Source organism: Streptomyces sp. CNQ085 (genome assembly GCF_022614595.1).
In the GTDB taxonomy this organism is placed as follows: domain Bacteria; phylum Actinomycetota; class Actinomycetes; order Streptomycetales; family Streptomycetaceae; genus Streptomyces.
This window is the reverse complement of record NZ_JAJFAU010000054.1, coordinates 1-16024: the sequence shown is the minus strand read 5'-3', so window position 1 is coordinate 16024 and position 16024 is coordinate 1. Positions and strand designations below refer to the sequence as shown.

Here is a 16024-nt window from a genome sequence, read left to right as displayed (position 1 = left end):
ACGGGCGGGCCGGACGTGCCGCGCGGAGGCGGAGGAGTTGCCGGTCGCGGGGCGGAAGGTTACGGCGGTCCCGGAGCGGGGTGGCGGGCAGGTCAGTCCCTCCTGCCGTGCCAGTCCAGGCACACGACCATGGCGTCGTCGTCCGCGGGCGGCTCACCGCGGTGCCGGGCGAGTTCGGTGAGAACCGCACGCGGCACCTGGGAAGGGGGAAGGAGGCGGGTGCTGGTCATGGCGCGGGCCAGGGCCCGCTCACCGAACCGTTCGCCCGACGGCGAGCCCACCTCGTAGACCCCGTCGCTGGCGAACAGCAGCCGGTCCCCGGCCTCGACCCTGAAGTGCTGGACGGCGTAGGGGGTGTCCTCGAACATCCCCAGCGGGAGCTGCGCCTCCAGTTCGACCGGCTCCACGGTGCCGCCGCGCAGCCGCCAGATGCGCGGCGACCCGGCGTCGACGGCCTCCAGCCGCCCGGTGGCCAGATGGATGCGCAGCAGCAGCACGGAGACATGGGCGGCCCCGCGGTGCTGCCCGTAGACCGCCTGGTCGGCCAGGACCGCCTGGTCGGCCAGGTCCAGTCCGGCCCGGCGGGCGTTGCGCAGCGCGCTGAGGGCGAGATTGGTCAGGAGCGCCGCGTGCACGCCCTCGCCCATCCCGTCGGTCAGGGTCACGGTGAGGTGGTCGGCCGAGACGGACCAGTCGAAGTTGTCCCCGAAGACCGCGTAGGCGGGTTCGAGCTGGGCGCCGAGCTCGTACTCGGGGCCGGAGCAGGACCGGCCGGGCAGCAGCTGCCACTGCATCTCGGCGGCGAGGGTGAGGCGTTCGGCCCGGCGGGCCCTCAGATAGACATCGGTGCTGTGGTCGGCGACGAGGATCTCCCGGCCGAGCGCCTCGCACAACTGCCTCAGCTCTCCCAGGGCCTCGGGTGAGGCGCCTTCCCGGGGGAGGGCCACGGACAGTACGCCCAGCCGGTCGCCGCGGACGGTGACCGGCAGATACGCGGTGACGGTGCCCGGGTCCTCGCCGGGGGAGAGGCGGGGTTGCTGGGAGCCGAACGCCCTTCCGGGCTCGGTGGAGTGGACCGGGACGGGCTCCGTCGGGTAGGGAAGAGGACCGACCGGCTGGAGTATGGTCGTCCCGTAGTCGGCCATCAGCAGGTCCACGGCGATTGCTCCGAAGTGCCGTGCCAGTGAGGTGCGGAGCGCGTCGAGGAGTGCGTGGGGAGCGGCGTTGCGCAGAGCGCGCTCCACGGCCGTGAATCTGTCCACCGTGTCACAACCACTTTCTGTTTCCGCAGAAAATTCCGATATGGGAAGTCAAGTGCCGGCCGGAGTTCGGGCTGACAATACAGACGCGGAGTGTCACAGTTATGGTCGTGAATCCTGGACCCTCCCAGTACCGCTCCACGGAAGCGGCCCGTGCCGCCTCCGAAGTGATAGAGCTCCTGGAGGTGCTGTGGGAGCGGGGCCGGGAGGCCGCGTCGCCTGCGCCCGTCTCCGCCTCCCAGCTGAGGGTCCTCTATACCCTCGACCGCGACGAGGGCATCAACCTGCGCACGCTCAGCGAGGTGCTCGGATCGGCCCCGTCCTCGGTCAGCCGGTTGTGCGACAGGCTGCAGGCGGTCGGGTTCGTGGAACGCGCTCCGAGTCCGGCCAGCCGGCGGGAACTCGAACTGAGGCTGACCGGCCGGGGCAGGACGTACCTGCGGGACCTGCGGGACCTGCGGGAGGAGGCGCTGGCCACGGCCATGGCGGCGATGTCGCCCGCGGCGCGCAGGGCGCTGGCCGAGGGGCTGAGGGGGTTCCGGGCGGTGGTGGACGAAGCGCTGCCCGGGCGCCGGGAGGCCAGAGCGGACGGGGGTGTGAGATCGGCGTGAACCCTCCGCCCGGAGGGGCATGTGTACCGTCATTTCGCCTCACCGATACATCACACCTCGTGGCCGCCGCGGAGTGCCGCACCGCGGGGAAGTCCTGGCGTGACGGCCGGTCGGGCGGGTGCGACAGGGAAAGGTTGTTGTGCCGTGGACACAGTTGTCAAATGGAAACAATCGATCGGGATGCATCGAGTGCCGGTTTCCGGGAAGGTCCCGTCGAGGGTCGGCGGACATCACCACGCCCTGACGCCGCGTCAGGCGGGGCCGACAGGCTCCGTGACCGCTGCTAACATTTGCCGGACGGCAACAAAAGGGGTGAACGGCGCCGTTCCGTCACCCAGTACATCCAGCCGGACGCCGACGTCACGGGCGTGGGCCGGCGACGAACGACTGTGAGAGGGCCTGTCAGTGAACGCCAGCGACGCAGCCGTACGAGACCGGTTGACAACCGCAATCCGCGAGCGCGGCGACGAGATCGCCGACCGGTGGGTGCGGTTGCAGCGGGAGCGTGCGGCGATCGGAATGGACGAGGGCGAGCTGCGTGAGGAGGCCGACGCGCTCCTCGTCCTGCTGGGCGGGGCCCTCAACAGCGACTACGGGATGGAGAGCGTGGTCGACGCCCACCACGACCTGCGCGACGCGGTGATGGAGCTGTCCCTGCGCAGGGAGCGCAGCGGAGCGACCCCCACCGCCACCTCCCTGGCCATTCTGGCGCTCAAGGACGCCCTGCTGGAGGCGGTGGAGCGCGACAACCACGATCCGCGGGAGCTGTTCCCGGCGGCCCTGACCATCAACCGGCTGCTGGACGAGGCCGCCGCCCTGTCCTTCAACGCCTATGTGGAGCGCCGTGAGGAGATCATCCAGCGGCAGAGCCGCCAGCTGCTGGAGCTGTCCACCCCCGTGGTCCACCTGTGGAAGCGGATCCTGGCCGTACCGCTGATCGGTACCCTGGACACCGCGCGCACCCAGGTGGTGATGGAGAACCTCCTGCAGTCCATCCAGACCCACGACGCCCGGGTTGCGATCATCGACATCACCGGTGTGCCGACGGTCGACACCGCCGTCGCCCAGCACCTGATGCAGACCGTCAACGCGGTGCGCCTGATGGGCGCCGACTGCTTCATCAGCGGCGTGCGGCCCTCCATCGCTCAGACCATCGCCCAGCTGGGCATCGACCTGTCCACCATCCTCACCCGTGCCACCCTCGCCGACGCCCTGGCCGCGGCGGTCGACATGACGGGACAGGACTCACCGGCCACCGGAACGACCACGAACCGATGACCGGCCGCCAGTCCATGGACATCCCCATCCTCAGACTCGGTGACGTACTGGTCACCGGGCTCATCAACGAGCTCGACGACAAGACAGCCACCGTCTTCGCCGACGAGTTGACCGAGCGCATCGCCACCGAGCGGGCCACGGGCGTCCTCATCGACATCTCCCGGCTGGAGATCATCGACTCCTTCGTGGCGCGCACCCTGACCGAGCTGAGCACCATGGCCCGGCTGCTGGGCGCCCGGGTGATCGTGGCCGGTATGCGGCCGCCCGTGGCGATCACCCTCGTCGAGCTGGGCCTGCGACTCAACGGGGTGGAGACCGCGCTCAACGCGGAGCAGGGGATGGCCGCACTGGGCTGGCACCACGCCCCGCGGCCCCCGGAAGGGGGGACCCGGCGTGAAACTCTCGGGTGAAAGGACGGTGAGCGCCCCACCGGCACCCGCCGAGGGAGGCGGCGGAGGCGCGAGCGCCCGGACCACCTATCCGGTCCGTACCGACGAGGACCTCATCACGGTCCGGCACGCGGTGCGGGCCGCCACCGTCGAGACCGGCTTCGGACTGGTCGACCAGACCCGCGTCGTCACCGCCGCCAGCGAGCTGGCCCGCAACGCCTACATCCACGGCGGGGGCGGCACGGTGACCATCGAGTTCCCCAGGAACGCCGGACGCCGGGGCGTGCGGCTGACCGTCAGGGACGAGGGGCCCGGCATCCCTGACCTGGAGGCCGCACTGGCCGACGGTTTCACCACCGGCTCCGGTCTGGGGCACGGGCTGGGAGGCGCGCGCCGCCTCATGCACGAGTTCGAGGTGCACACCGAGGCGGGCCGGGGCACCACCATCAGCGTGACCCGCTGGAACACGCAGTGAGCCCGTCGTCCCCCGCCGCGGAGGGCCTGACCGAAGAGATCCGTATCGACCACGAGAGCGCGATCCACGTGGCGGCCTCGGCCGCGCGCGGCTGCGCACAGCGGTGCGGGCTGCCCGGGGCCATGCCCGACCAGGCGGCAGTCGTCGCCAGCGAACTGGCCAGCAACCAGGTCAAGCACGCCGCCGACGGAACGGTGTACGTGCAACCGACGCTCCGGGGCGACGGCGTGGAGATCACCGCCGTCGACCGCGGCCCCGGCATCCGCGACCTGGACCGCTCGATGGCCGACGGCTACACCACCACCGGTTCCCTCGGAGCCGGACTGGGAGCGGTCCGCCGGATCGCCACCGAATTCACCATCCGCACCCAGCCGGGCTCGGGCACCCTGGTCAACGCCCGGCTGTCCGCCCCGGGCGGACGGCCGCAGGACCGGTACGGCGTCGGATCGGTGTGCCTGCCCGCCCACGGCGAGAAACGGTGCGGCGACGCCTGCACCGTGGCCGGCACCGGGGATGCCCTCACCGGCCTCGTCGTCGACGGACTGGGACACGGCGCCGCGGCCGCCGAGGCGGCCCGCTCCGCCCTGCGCTCCTTCCACACCGCACCCGATCGCCCTCTGGCCGACATCCTGACCTCGCTGCACCGCTCGCTGCGCCACACCCGTGGCGCGGCGGCGGGCGTGGTGCGGGTGCACCCCGACCGCGCCGAGTACTGCGGCACGGGCAACATCCGCGCCGCGGTGCTCTCGGGCGGCGAGGTGCTGCAACGGATGGCCGGCCAGCCCGGCATCGTGGGCTGGAACGTTCCCACCCCCCGGCCGCGCACCGTGCCCCTGGCGCGAGGGGCGGCGGTCGTCCTGCACAGCGACGGCATCGAGTCCCGCTGGTCGCACAGCCCGCCCACCTTTCTGCTGCGGCTTCCGCCGTCCCTGCTGACGGCGGCCCTGGCCCATGGGCACCGGCGCGTCCGCGACGATGCCACGGTGCTCACCGTCCAAGCGGCGTAGAGGTTTCATGACCGACAACACCACTTCCCACCACCACACACTGCCGAGCCTGCGGCACGCGGTGCGCGGAATCGCTCGCGTCCACCGGCTGCCGGCGGAGACCAGGGCCCGGCTGGTGATGTCCGCGGTGGACCTGGCGCACGCCGAGATCGCGGCGGGACGGCCGGTGCGGCTGGAGGCCCATGCCGAGCCGCCCGCCGGCGGTCCGCAGGGGGGGCAGCTCGTCGTCACCCTCGACACCCTCAGCGATCTGACGGCCGACCGCGACGGCATCGCGGGCCTGCCCCTCCCCGCTCAGTTCGCCTCCGGGGGCTCGGTCACCTGGCGCATGCCGCTGCCCGGGCAGGGAGGCGACGGCGGCGGTGACGCGGGCACGGTCCCGCCGGCCCGGAACGGTGGCGGACCGGCGGCCGGGGGCGACTGCCCCACGCCGGAGGACCACGCGGCGGAGCAGGAACTGCGCGCCGTACTGGCTCGCCTGGACGCCCTCACCGCCGAGCACCGGCGGCTCAAGCACGAACTGGCCGAGACCAACCGGGGCACCCTCGCCCTCTACGTCCAGCTGGAGGAGCGTGACGAGCAGTTGCGCAAGGCCCACGGCCAGACCCTGCGCGAACTGGAGGACGCGCTACGGCCCGCCCCGATCGAGGTCGAGGGTCTGGAGATGGCCGTCCACTACGCGCCGGCCGGCACCGACGCTCCCACCGGCGGGGACCTGTACGACTGGCTCCAGCTTCCCGACGGCACCGTCCACATCACCGTCGTCGACGCCCTCGGCCACGGTGTGACCAGCACCCGCGGCGCCCTCAACGTCACCCACGCGGTGCGGACCCTGGCTCTGGAGGGACATCCGCTGGAGTCGATCATCGCCCGGACGGCCGAGATCCTGATGCCCTTCGACAGCGAGCTGATGTCCACTGTGCTGCTCGCCCGGTTCAACCCGGCCACCGGCGACCTGTTCCTGGCCAACGGCAGCCACCCGCCCGCACTGCTGCTGCCGGCGGGAGGCGAGCCCGAGTACCTGGAGGTACGCGGCCGGGGTATCGGATACCCGCTGCCGGGCAGCGAGCACCTGCTGCACGCCAGGATGAACCCCGGAGACATGCTCATCCTCTACACCGACGGCCTCACCGAGAGCCGCAAGGACCCGCGCGAGGGCGAGAAGCGGCTGGTCGAGGCGGCCCTCCGCCATGCGGACAGGCCCATCGCGGAGGTTCCCGGCTCCATCGCCGAGGACATGCACACGGTCATCCTGCACCCCGACGACACTCTGGCGCTGGCCGTGCGTGTTCCGCCCGCCTGAGCGGCGGGCGGAACACGCACGGGCGGGCCCCTCAGCCGCCCAGCTCGGAGACCACGCTCTCCAGCCTGGAGGCCAGCGCCTCCAACTCCTGTTCCGAGAGTGTCCCCGGGCCGAGTCCGGCGGCGAGGTCGTCGCGCGAGACGACCTCCACGGCTCCGCGGTAGCGGTCGCCGCCCGCCTCGGCGGCGGACACCACCCGCGGGCGGCCCTCCAGCAGTACAAGCAGGGGATCGGGATCGGAGGAGCTGAGCAGCTCCCTCACGTGCTGGGCTGTGATCGTGCTCATGCTCGACACCTCGTGGGCCTTTCTCTCGGTTCTCCCCAGTTGCCGAACGGTCCGTGCCGAAACCCCGGCACGTTCAAGCACCGGACCACCGCCTTACCGCCTGGCCGGGCAAGGGCCCATACTGGACGGGCCGGGGCGGCACGGGCGAGAGGGGGCGGCGGCGCGCGATGAGGCAGGGCACACTGATCCAGGGCCGGTACCGGCTGCTGGACCTCGTCGGGCGCGGCGGCATGGGGCAGGTGTGGCGGTCGCACGACGAGTCGCTGGACCGCGAGGTCGCCGTCAAGTGCCTCAAGCCGCTGGGTGGCCAGGACGCCCCGCACGCGATCGGGACGCTGCGCGAGCGCTTCCGCCGCGAGGCGCGCGTCGCGGCCTCGCTCCAGCACCGCGGTGTGACCGTCGTCCACGACTTCGGAGAGCACGACGGAGTCCTCTACCTGGTGATGGAGCTGCTGAACGGGCACGACCTCAGCCGGCTCCTCAAGCTGGGCGGACGTCGGCCGCTGTCGGTACCCGACCTTTTCGACATCGCCGAGCAGATGGCCGCCGCCCTCGCCTACACCCACGGCCGGGGCATCGTCCACCGCGACCTCAAACCCGCCAACGTGATGCGCACGGCGGACGGCACCGTGAAGATCTGCGACTTCGGGATCGCCCGGCCGGAGTACGGCACGGGCCCGGCCGCCGGGACCGCCGGCGGCTTCCCCATGGGCACCCCGCACTACATGTCGCCCGAGCAGATAACCGGAGCCCACCTCGACCAGCGCAGCGACCTGTACTCGCTCGGCTGTGTGCTGTACGAGATGGCCACCGGCTCCCCGCCCTTCGACCTGGAGGACACCTGGGGCATCCTCGTGGGCCACCGCGAGACCGACCCCCGGCCGCCGCGCGAACTCCGCCCCGACCTGCCCGCCGACCTGGAGCGGATCATTCTCGACCTGCTGGCCAAGGAGCCGGAGGGGCGGCCCGGGGACGCGGCGGAGCTCGGCCGCCGTACCGCCGAGGCGCGCCGCGCGGGAGGCGGGTACGGGCAGCGGGTCCCGCTCTGGCCGCCGCCCGGCTCCCCCGGGCGGCTCCCGGTGTGGACCCACGGCATGAGCGCCGGAGCCAGGGCCCTCGCCGGCCGGCCATCGCGCCCCGGCCCTCCGTCGCCCCCCGGGCATCCGGGAGGACTCAGCGGCCTGTGGACCGGTCCCGGAGCCGCCGCCGGCCAGGACGACGATCAGCCGGCGAGGGCCGCCACCGCCTCCTCCACGCTGCCGTAGAAGGTGAGGATCTGGTCCAGCCCGACGATTCTGAAGACGCGCACGATGTCGTCGTCCGGGCCGGCCAGTGCCAGGCCGCCGTCCACGGCCTGCGTGAGGTGGTGGGCCGTGGTCAGGACGGTGATGCCGCTGGAGTCGCAGCAGACAGGGAGCCGCGGGATGGGAGTGCGGCGCGACGGTCAGATCTCGGTCGGGCACCCGTTCTCCTGCGGCGGCGCCGGCCACCCGCCGGGCGCGCCCGGCGGCGGTGGGCGTCAGTCGGCCGAGAGCGACCAGCCCTCGGCCGTGACGCGACCGGCGTCCCCCCGCCGCGAGTCGTCGAACACCGTGCGCCCGCCGTCCTCGATCCGGATGCCGTCGACGTACGCGCCGCGCCCCACGTGGCGGGCGTCGGTGGTGTACCGCCAGCGCAACCGCACCGCCCGGCCGCTCCAGGCGCCCAGGTCCGCCAGGGCCCGGTGCCAGACCCGCCCGGAGAAGCCGTGCAGCGCTCCTTCCGGGTGCTCCACCGGGGCCCGGCCGGGGCGGGAGGTGGTGAACGGCACCGGCTCCCACACGCCCCCGTCGCCGGACACCTCCAGGCACAGGACATCGAAGGCGCGCTCGGTGTCCCACCACACCCGGAAGCGCAGCCGGGCACCCGCGCCGTCGCCCGTACCGCCCGCGCCGCTCGTTCGGCCCTCCGCCACGTCTTCCACCACGTCTTCCGCTTCGCCGTCCCCGCCGAGAGCCACCTCGGGCAGGGCGAGTACGGCCGGGGCGCCGCTCGCCATCCCCGAGAACCATGCCTCGCGTCCCTCGGCGGGGCGCACCGGAACGGCCCGGGCCAGACGGGTGGCGGTGGCCACGCGCGGTGCGCTGCCGGAGCGCCAGGTGCGCACTGGGTGGACGGAGTTGCCCAGCAGCACCAGGAAGGTGTCGGTGGTCGGGTCCAGCACCAGGCTGGTACCGGTGAAGCCGGTGTGCCCGGCCGTGCGGGGGGTCGCCATAGCCCCCATGAACCAGTGCTGGTACAGCTCGAATCCCAGGCCGTGCTCGTCGCCGGGGAAGGCGGTGTTGAAGTCGCGGAAGAGCAGGTCCACCGACTCCGGCTCCAGGACGCGGGCGCCGCCGTACGCGCCGCCGTTCAGCAGGGCGCGGCACAGCACGGCCAGGTCCCAGGCGCGGGAGAAGACCCCGGCGTGACCGGCCACGCCGCCGAAGGCGTAAGCGTTCTCGTCGTGGACCTCGCCGTGCACCATGCCCCGCTCCAGTCCCGACCAGGGGCGGCGGGCGTCCTCGGTGGCGGCGACGCGCGGCTTCCAGGAGGCGGGCGGGTTGTAGCGGGTCCACCGCATGCCCAGCGGTCCGGTGACGTCCTCGCGCAGCAGCGTGTCCAGCCCCTTGCCGGTGACCCGCTCCAGTACGAGCTGGAGAGCGATCAGATTGAGGTCGGAGTAGCGGTAGACCGTGCCCGGCGGGTCCAGGAGCTTCTCGTGCCACAGCCGCCGCAGCCGGTCCTCCCGGGTGGGCTCGGCGTAGAGCGGGAGCCAGGCGGCCAGCCCGGAGGTGTGGGTGAGCAGATGCAACAGGGTGATCCCGTCCTTGCCCGCCGCGCCGAACTCCGGCAGGTAGGAGGCGACCGCGCCTTCCAGCTCCAGGGCTCCGCGCTCCATCTGCCGCACCGCCAGGATCGCGGTGAACAGCTTGGAGACGGAGGCCAGGTCGTAGACGGTCTCGCGGGTGGCGGGGACCTGTTCGCCGACGGGGAGCTCGACGCCGGCGCCGGTGGCCTCGTCGTAGGCCGAGTAGCGCACCGCGTGGCCGATGGCCTCGTGGAGGGCGACGGTGCCGCCGCGCCCGGCCAACAGGACCGCGCCCGCGTACCAGGGGTGTTCGGGGGAGGGCCCCAGGAAAGCCCGCGCGTCCTCCACCAGATGCCGCAGATGCGGCTCCAGCAGTCCGGCGCGCCGTGCGGAGCCGCGGCGCAGGACGGGCGCCCGGCCGCCGGCGGCGAAGACGCGCCCGCCCCGGGCACGGGCCGACGCCGCGGGGGCCGAGGCCAGGACCAGGCCGCCGCCGAGCGCGAGCGCCCTCAGGCCGAGCTGCCGCCGGTCGATCCCTCTGCCCTCGGCGGGGCCGGGCGCGGGCGCCGGGCCCGGTGTGCGATCCCGTGCCGAACCGGTCATACCGCGCCCCCTGGGAAAGTATCTTTCAGTGGATCGGGACAACGGTGAAACCTTCTTCCCGGGCCCTTCGTCCGTCAACCCCCGCGGCACGGCGGACGGGCGTTCCGGGCGGGCCGCCCGCCTAACGGAGCACTATGCAGCCGCGCCGCTCCAGTTCCCCCGCCGGGCCCGGATCGACCGCCGCCCCGTTCCAGCGCAGATCCAGCTTCTCCAGCGCGGGCAGTTCCCGCCCCAGCCAGTGCGGCACCGTGCGCAGCCGGTTGCCCCGCAGGTCCAGGCGGCGCAGCCGCGGCAGGCCGCGCAGCGCCTCGGGCACCTCCTCCAGGGCGTTCTCGCGCAGTTCCACCTCGCGCAGCTCCCGCAGCCGGGAGAAGGAGGCGGGCAGCGAGCCCAGGGCGTTGCCGCACAGCCACAGCTCCCGCAGCGCGGTGAGCCGCCCGAGTGAGACCGGCAGCTCCCGCAGCCCGCACCGCCGGGCCCGCAGCTCCACCAGCCCCGCCATGCCGCCGATCTCCTCGGGCAGCGCGCCCAGCGGATTGTCGCCGACGTTCAGGTACGTCAGCGAACGCAGTCGGCCCAGTGAGCGCGGCAGCGCGGTGAGCCGGTTGTCGTGGAGGTAGAGGCAGCCGTCCAGGTCCGTCAGCTCGCCGATCTCCTCGGGCAGGGAGGTGAACGCGTTGTGGCCGAGGTCGAGGGTGCGCAGGTGCCGCAGCCCGCCGATTCGCGGCGGGAGGTCGGTGAGCGCGTTGTCCGCGAGGATCAGCACCCGTGTCCCGCGGCGCTCCCACACCTGTTCGGGGACACGGGACAGGCCCGCGCGCCAGAGGTTCACCGCCGTCCCGCCGTCCGTCCGCTCCGTCGCATCCGCCATGGCGGCACCGTACTCCTGATCCGCGGCGCCGTGTCGGCACCGCCGTGGCACAGGCTCCCCGGGGACCGGTCGAGGCCGTCCCGCGGCAGGTGGGCGAAGGCGGTTGCCGGTCAGGAGTGCCGCGGACACGCCGTGCCGCATCCGGTACGGGGAGTTCGCGGAAGCGGCATTACCTGAAACGGCGTCCCGCCGGGAGGGAAACCGGTCAAGAGCACCGCCCCGGTTCACACCGGCGTACGCTCTCCACCGTCTGCCGTGAGAGTGACGCGGCGGCAGCCGTGGCGGCGAACGAAGAGCAGGGGCGCATGCACCGGGCAATGTTCGAGCGGGAGTCCGAACTCAGGGCGTTTGACGAGGCGTTGACCGGCCCGACCGCGGGCGCCACCGCACGCGGTCGCACCGCGGTGCCGACGCACGGCGCTGAGTGGGGAGGACAACCGCCCCTCCGCACGGCCTTGCGGTCCGGTCGGCGCGGCCGACCGGTGCCCGCGGCCGCCGGACCGGTAGCACCCCGGCCCGCAGGCCGCCGCACGGAACCCCGGCGGGAGAAAGCCGTCGAGCCGCGCGAACCGGCCGCCGCCGGCCGGGACGGCGGGCTCGCCGAACACCTGGAGCGTCTGGGGACCTCCGCCGTACGGCTGGCCTGGGCCGCCGTGGTCCTCGGCACCGAGACGTCCCCCTCGCTCGCCGCGGACGTCGCGGCCCTGGATCCCGGGGAGGCGGCCGAGGCCCGCGCCCGGCTGACCGCCGCCCGCATTCTCACCGGCGGCGAGAAGGGGCGGCCGCTGCGCTTCCTCGACCCGCTGACCGCCACCGCCGTCCACCGGTCCGTCCCACCCGCCCTGCGCGTGGCCCTCCACGGCCGGGCCGCCGCGGTCGTCGCCGGGGCGGGGCACGGTCCCAGGGCCGTCGCGCGCCATCTGCTGGAGGTCCACCCCGAAGGCGACCCGGCCGTCGTCGCCACCCTGCGCGAGGCCGCCGCCGAGTACCTGAGCGCCGGAGCCCCCGAGGCGGCCCGGCGCTGTCTGGAACGTGCCCTGCGCGAGCCGCCGGGTACGCGGGAGAGGGCCGTCGTCCTCCGCGAGCTGGGCCGCTCCACTCTCCCCAGCCGGTTTGCCGCCACCGCCACCGACCGCCCGGGGGCCGCCCCGGCGCGGGCCCCCGGGCGGCGTTAGGACCCCGCGGTCACCCGGTGCGGCGAGGGCCGCCTCACCGTCGTACGGCAGGCGCGGGCCGGAGCCCCGCGGCGGTACAGGGCCCGTACCATGGCCGCATGTCCTTTCTCCGCCGCCGCAGCGCCGCCACACCCGCCGGACCCGACTTCGACGTGCTGGCCATGGACCCGGGGGACTGGCCGGGCAACCTCGGCGCCGGGCTGCTGCCCGCGCCGGACGGGAGCTGCCAGGGCGTCTTCCTGCGCTACGACCTGTTCGGCGGACGCGGACCGGCCATGGTCATCGGGAACCTGCCGGAGGGCTCCCCGGCCCGCGAGACGGCCGAGGGCCAGATCCCCTTCGAGGCCGCACAGCTGCTGGCGGCGCTGGAGAACGACGATGAGGTCACCGTCACCGGGACGGAGGAGAGTCCGGTGATGCTGGACGACAATCTCCTGATCGTGCGGCGGGTCATCTGCTCGGAGAGCCGGATCTCCTGTGTCCAGTTCGACCGCAGCGACGGCGTGCTGGTCACCATCGCCAGCTGGGACCGGCCGATCACCGAGGACCTCTACCAGCTGCTCAAGCCGCTGCCCGCGGAGCTGTTCCAGCACTGACGCACCGGCGGCGCGGACCGGCTGGGACACGAGGGACACGGAAGGGGAGGGGCGCCCGGGAGCGCCCCTCCCCTCCGCGGTCCACCCGCCCCGGCGTCACCTCACCGCCGGGCCGGCCGCACCGTGACGTCGGCGGCCTTGACGAAGGCCACCCGGTGCCCGAGCTGGATCTGGTAGTACTCCTCCTCGCCGCGCACCACCACATGGTTCGCGGGGTCGAAGGTCCTGGCGTAGTAGTACTCGCCCTTCGTCCGCAGCCCCAGCGCGTACGCCTGACCCGCCTCCACCGTGTACGGCAGCGGAGAGATCGCCTGGGCCGGGATCCCCTCGGGGTAGGCGGAGGCCTCCGGATAGGCGCGGCCGTGGACGGGTACCGGTCCCGCGCCCTCCCTCGGGGTGACGACCAGGCCCTGGGTGGGCACCGCGGCCGGCGCGCCGGCGGGGTTGTGGAACCACGCCTTTCGCCCGAGATACCAGATCGCCGTCCACTCGCCCCGGCGTTCGGCCACCGCGTACCGCTGGCCGGTCGAGGCGCGGGCGCCGGTGTCGTTGACGCCGGTGGTGGAGTCGCCGCCGCCCGGCCGCAGCCCGGCGTCCCTCACCAGCGGCGCGTCGGCGCTCGGCCCGGTGTGCAGCCGCACCGCGCCCGAACCGTGCGGCGGGCAGGGTTGCCCGGAGCCGTCGCAGCGGGTGTAGAGGGGCTTGTGCTCCTCGTAGTCGGGCCGGATGGTCACCAGTTCCGAGCCCGGCCCGGCCGTGGGGTGGAAGGGCGCGCCCAGCAGCGTGAAGTAGTGCTGCCAGTCCCAGTACGGCCCCGGATCGGTGTGCATACCAGGGATGTGGGCGGACGTCACGCCCGGTACGTTGTCGTGTCCGATGATGTGCTGCCGGTCCAGCGGGATGTCGTACCGGTGGGCCAGGTACCGCACCAGCCGCGCCGAGGTACGGTACATCGCCTCGGTGTACCAGGCGTCGGGGGCGGTCAGGAAGCCCTCGTGCTCCAGGCCGACCGACTTGGCGTTGACGTACCAGTTGCCCGCGTGCCAGCCCACGTCCTTCGTGGGGACGTGCTGGGCGATGTGGCCGTCGGAGGCGCGCAGCGAGTAGTGCCAGGAGACGTACTCCGGGTTCCGCACCAGGCTCAGGGTGGTGTCCCAGGTCGCTTCGGTGTCGTGCACCACGATGTAGTCGATCTTCTGCGACGCGGGGCGGTCGGCCTTGTCGTGGTTGCCGTAGTCGGGCGAGCCGTCGGGGTTGGCGTATTCCTCGTACGGCGCCGGGATCCACTCGCAGGAGACGGTCCTGGGGCACTCCACACGCTCGTCGCGCACCGGGAGAGCCGGGCGCAGCCCCGGGCCGTCCAGCTGGGCGGTCCTCGGGGCCAGGTCCGGCTCGCCCTCCAGCATCACGTGCTGGCCGGAGTCGGTGGTGCGCCGCCGGCCTTCGCGGATCACCGCGAAGACCTCGTCGGCGAAGACCCCGGCCGCCCGCGCGTCTCCGGAGCCCGGGTAGCGCGCCACGGCCCCGTACCACCGGGCGGGGTCGTCGCTCGGCGCAAGCCCCAGCTCCCGCTGAGCGGCCGCCAGCAGCGCCGCACCGCCGGCGATGTTGGCCGCCGGGTTCCGCCGCAGCTCCTCCTCGTCCAGCCCGGTCAGCTCGGCCGCCCGCTCCAGAGTGCGCAGCCGGCCGGGCAGAGTGGCGGAACCGGGCAGCGCGTCGGCGACCCGCCTGGTCTCGCGGACGGTGTCGCCGCGCGCGTCCTTCGCGCCGTGACTGTGATGGGGGTCCTCGGCCAGCGCGGTGCGCGCGTCGGTCAGGTGCATGGGACCGTAGCCGCCCGAGACGCTGGGCGCGCCGTGGTGGCCGTCCCAGCGCGACTGCAGGTACGACACGCCCAGCAGCACGTTCTCGGGCACCCGGTGCCGGTCGGCGGCGCGGGCGAACGCCTCCTGCAGCGAGTCCGGCTCCCGCCCGCCGGCGTCGGCGGTGGCCGGGAGGAGGGGCAGCAGCAGGGCGGCGGCAGAGGCCGCGATGAGTACCCGCAGGCGCCGGCGGGCGGAGCCGGGCGGGGACGCCGCCGACGGGCGGACGGGGACGAGTCCTGGCATGGCGGCCTCCTGGGGGTGCGCCGCGGTGGGGCGCGGCACGGGACTGCCCACAGGGGTACCGGCCGGCCGACGATCCGTCAACGGTCGGGGAGAAAGGGCACTCCGATGGGTTCCAGCACGTCAGAGGCCGTCCGGGGGAACCTTTACCCCGGGGCGGGCCCGGAGCTGCGCGGCGTCACGGGTTCAGTCCGGTGACGCCGCGCGGGTCCGGTCGTCAGCCGGTGCCCACCGCCGCCCGCACCGCGCGCCGGGCCATCGCACGGCCGTCGTGCAGACGGCGCAGCAGCAGCCGCTGCTCCTCGCCGGTGCTCAGCAGGCCGGTCCGGTCGCAGCCCGGGTCCCGCACGGCACGCCGCACGGCCGTCTCGCAGGCGTGAACCTCACGGGTGAGGACGAGCATCAGGTTCACCAGGAAGGCGTCCCGCGCGTCACGGCCCCCGGCCTGGGCGAGCCGGCTGATCCGGCGGCGGGCCATCGGGCTGTCGCCCAGCATCGACCACAGGGTGGCCAGGTCGTAGCCCGGCAGGTACCAGCCCGCGTGCTCCCAGTCCAGCAGCACCGGGCCGACCGGGGAGAGCAGCACGTTGGCCGGCAGGGCGTCGCCGTGGCAGAACTGCGCGCGGACGCCGCCGCGCGCCAGGCCGTGGAGCAGCTTCCGCAGATCGCCCAGGTCACGGTCCGTCAGCAGCCCCAACCCGTGGTAGCGGGCCACCCGCACCCCGTAGTCGACCGGGGTCCCGAAACGGCCTACGGGCGGCTCCCAGGCGTTCACCCGGCCCACCGCGTCCAGCACCGCCCGCAGATCGGCCGGGGACGGCGGCTCCAGCGGATGCCGCTGGAGCGCCATCGGACGGCCCGGAGCCCGCTCGGCGACCAGGACGCAGCCCTCGGGGTCGGCGGCGATGAGCCGGGGCACCCGCACCGGCGGCCGGTGGCACACGAAGGCGCGGTGGACCGCTATTTCGTGCCGGAACCGCTCGACCCGTGCGGGCGTGTGGTCCAGCAGGCACTTGGCCACCGCGGTGCCGCGGCCGACGGTGCCCGCCAGTAGCACCGAGCGCCCGCCGCGGCGCAGCACCTGCACCAGCCGGAACTCCGGGCAGACCCGGTGCACCGAGGCGATGGCGGTGCGCAGCCGCCCGTCCCGCGGACTGGACGGATCCAGCCTCCGCTTCTGCCATCGTTCTTGCCGTGACTCGGCAGGCGTTGCCGCGGCGGGATGCGCGGCTGGGG

16 protein-coding genes are annotated in these 16024 nt (G+C 73.8%); 9 read left to right on the top strand and 7 right to left on the bottom strand.

The features are described from left to right. Positions 1–92 precede the first annotated feature (92 nt). Positions 93–1262 (bottom strand): PP2C family protein-serine/threonine phosphatase, encoded by a 1170-nt coding sequence (locus LJ221_RS11875; RefSeq protein ID WP_241716126.1) that lies wholly within the window; start codon positions 1260–1262, stop codon positions 93–95. A gap of 101 nt (positions 1263–1363) precedes the next feature. Between LJ221_RS11875 and LJ221_RS11870 the strand changes: the two genes are divergently transcribed. The 6 genes from LJ221_RS11870 (at position 1364) to LJ221_RS11845 (ending at position 6322) form a co-directional block, all read left to right on the top strand. After that, positions 1364–1870, top strand: coding sequence for a MarR family winged helix-turn-helix transcriptional regulator (locus LJ221_RS11870; protein WP_241716124.1), 507 nt, complete (start codon positions 1364–1366; stop codon positions 1868–1870). A 405-nt stretch (positions 1871–2275) separates the two neighbouring features. Beyond that, on the top strand, positions 2276–3148 hold the full coding sequence (locus tag LJ221_RS11865; RefSeq protein WP_241716121.1) for an STAS domain-containing protein: 873 nt from the start codon (positions 2276–2278) through the stop codon (positions 3146–3148). Continuing rightward, the gene (locus LJ221_RS11860) at positions 3145–3558 is read left to right on the top strand and encodes an STAS domain-containing protein (RefSeq protein ID WP_241716119.1); all 414 of its coding nucleotides are present in this window, start codon (positions 3145–3147) and stop codon (positions 3556–3558) included. The genes LJ221_RS11865 and LJ221_RS11860 overlap by 4 nt, the downstream gene beginning before the upstream one ends. Positions 3559–3565: 7 nt before the next feature. Further along, positions 3566–4012 (top strand): anti-sigma regulatory factor, encoded by a 447-nt coding sequence (locus LJ221_RS11855; RefSeq protein WP_241716117.1) that lies wholly within the window; start codon positions 3566–3568, stop codon positions 4010–4012. Continuing rightward, the gene (locus LJ221_RS11850; RefSeq protein ID WP_241716115.1) at positions 4009–5019 is read left to right on the top strand and encodes a SpoIIE family protein phosphatase; all 1011 of its coding nucleotides are present in this window, start codon (positions 4009–4011) and stop codon (positions 5017–5019) included. Before LJ221_RS11855 ends, LJ221_RS11850 begins: the two co-directional genes overlap by 4 nt. Positions 5020–5026: 7 nt before the next feature. After that, the gene (locus tag LJ221_RS11845) at positions 5027–6322 is read left to right on the top strand and encodes a PP2C family protein-serine/threonine phosphatase (protein ID WP_241716113.1); all 1296 of its coding nucleotides are present in this window, start codon (positions 5027–5029) and stop codon (positions 6320–6322) included. A gap of 31 nt (positions 6323–6353) precedes the next feature. Here LJ221_RS11845 and LJ221_RS11840 read toward each other — a convergent pair whose 3' ends face one another. Next, positions 6354–6608, bottom strand: coding sequence for a hypothetical protein (locus LJ221_RS11840; RefSeq protein WP_241716112.1), 255 nt, complete (start codon positions 6606–6608; stop codon positions 6354–6356). A 167-nt stretch (positions 6609–6775) separates the two neighbouring features. On the opposite strand from LJ221_RS11840, the gene LJ221_RS11835 reads away from it, so the two are divergent. Continuing rightward, positions 6776–7873, top strand: a complete 1098-nt coding sequence (locus LJ221_RS11835) for a serine/threonine-protein kinase (RefSeq protein WP_374228432.1) — start codon at positions 6776–6778, stop codon at positions 7871–7873. Here the strand turns inward: LJ221_RS11835 and LJ221_RS11830 are convergent. The 3 genes from LJ221_RS11830 to LJ221_RS11820 form a co-directional block, all read right to left on the bottom strand. After that, positions 7831–7959, bottom strand: a complete 129-nt coding sequence (locus tag LJ221_RS11830) for a hypothetical protein (protein ID WP_241716110.1) — start codon at positions 7957–7959, stop codon at positions 7831–7833. The genes LJ221_RS11835 and LJ221_RS11830 overlap by 43 nt on opposite strands. A 168-nt stretch (positions 7960–8127) precedes the next feature. Continuing rightward, the gene (locus LJ221_RS11825) at positions 8128–10041 is read right to left on the bottom strand and encodes a serine hydrolase domain-containing protein (RefSeq protein ID WP_241716108.1); all 1914 of its coding nucleotides are present in this window, start codon (positions 10039–10041) and stop codon (positions 8128–8130) included. A gap of 121 nt (positions 10042–10162) precedes the next feature. Continuing rightward, positions 10163–10912 (bottom strand): leucine-rich repeat domain-containing protein, encoded by a 750-nt coding sequence (locus LJ221_RS11820; protein WP_241716106.1) that lies wholly within the window; start codon positions 10910–10912, stop codon positions 10163–10165. 482 nt (positions 10913–11394) lie between these two features. Between LJ221_RS11820 and LJ221_RS11815 the strand changes: the two genes are divergently transcribed. Both LJ221_RS11815 and LJ221_RS11810 read left to right on the top strand, forming a co-directional pair. Further along, entirely contained in the window at positions 11395–12087 is a 693-nt protein-coding gene (locus LJ221_RS11815; protein ID WP_241716104.1) for a hypothetical protein, read from the top strand. 98 nt (positions 12088–12185) lie between these two features. Then, positions 12186–12683: a hypothetical protein gene (locus tag LJ221_RS11810; protein ID WP_241716103.1), complete on the top strand. Its 498-nt coding sequence runs from the start codon at positions 12186–12188 to the stop codon at positions 12681–12683. Positions 12684–12784: 101 nt separating this feature from the next. On the opposite strand, the gene LJ221_RS11805 is transcribed toward LJ221_RS11810, so the two are convergent. Both LJ221_RS11805 and LJ221_RS11800 read right to left on the bottom strand, forming a co-directional pair. Further along, the gene (locus LJ221_RS11805; RefSeq protein ID WP_241716101.1) at positions 12785–14791 is read right to left on the bottom strand and encodes an N-acetylmuramoyl-L-alanine amidase; all 2007 of its coding nucleotides are present in this window, start codon (positions 14789–14791) and stop codon (positions 12785–12787) included. 214 nt (positions 14792–15005) lie between these two features. After that, a complete protein-coding gene (locus LJ221_RS11800; protein ID WP_241716147.1) occupies positions 15006–15956 on the bottom strand; it encodes an aminoglycoside phosphotransferase family protein in 951 nt (316 codons plus the stop codon). Positions 15957–16024 lie beyond the last annotated feature (68 nt).

Bases quoted from the DNA above. Each gene is read 5' to 3' on its own strand.
- LJ221_RS11870 (WP_241716124.1), top strand. From the start codon at position 1,364: ATGGTCGTGAATCCTGGACCCTCCCAGTACCGCTCCACGGAAGCGGCC.
- LJ221_RS11860 (WP_241716119.1), top strand. From the start codon at position 3,145: ATGACCGGCCGCCAGTCCATGGACATCCCCATCCTCAGACTCGGTGAC.
- LJ221_RS11845 (WP_241716113.1), top strand. From the start codon at position 5,027: ATGACCGACAACACCACTTCCCACCACCACACACTGCCGAGCCTGCGG.
- LJ221_RS11840 (WP_241716112.1), bottom strand. From the start codon at position 6,608: ATGAGCACGATCACAGCCCAGCACGTGAGGGAGCTGCTCAGCTCCTCC.
- LJ221_RS11835 (WP_374228432.1), top strand. From the start codon at position 6,776: ATGAGGCAGGGCACACTGATCCAGGGCCGGTACCGGCTGCTGGACCTC.
- LJ221_RS11825 (WP_241716108.1), bottom strand. From the start codon at position 10,041: ATGACCGGTTCGGCACGGGATCGCACACCGGGCCCGGCGCCCGCGCCC.
- LJ221_RS11820 (WP_241716106.1), bottom strand. From the start codon at position 10,912: ATGGCGGATGCGACGGAGCGGACGGACGGCGGGACGGCGGTGAACCTC.
- LJ221_RS11810 (WP_241716103.1), top strand. From the start codon at position 12,186: ATGTCCTTTCTCCGCCGCCGCAGCGCCGCCACACCCGCCGGACCCGAC.
- LJ221_RS11805 (WP_241716101.1), bottom strand. From the start codon at position 14,791: ATGCCAGGACTCGTCCCCGTCCGCCCGTCGGCGGCGTCCCCGCCCGGC.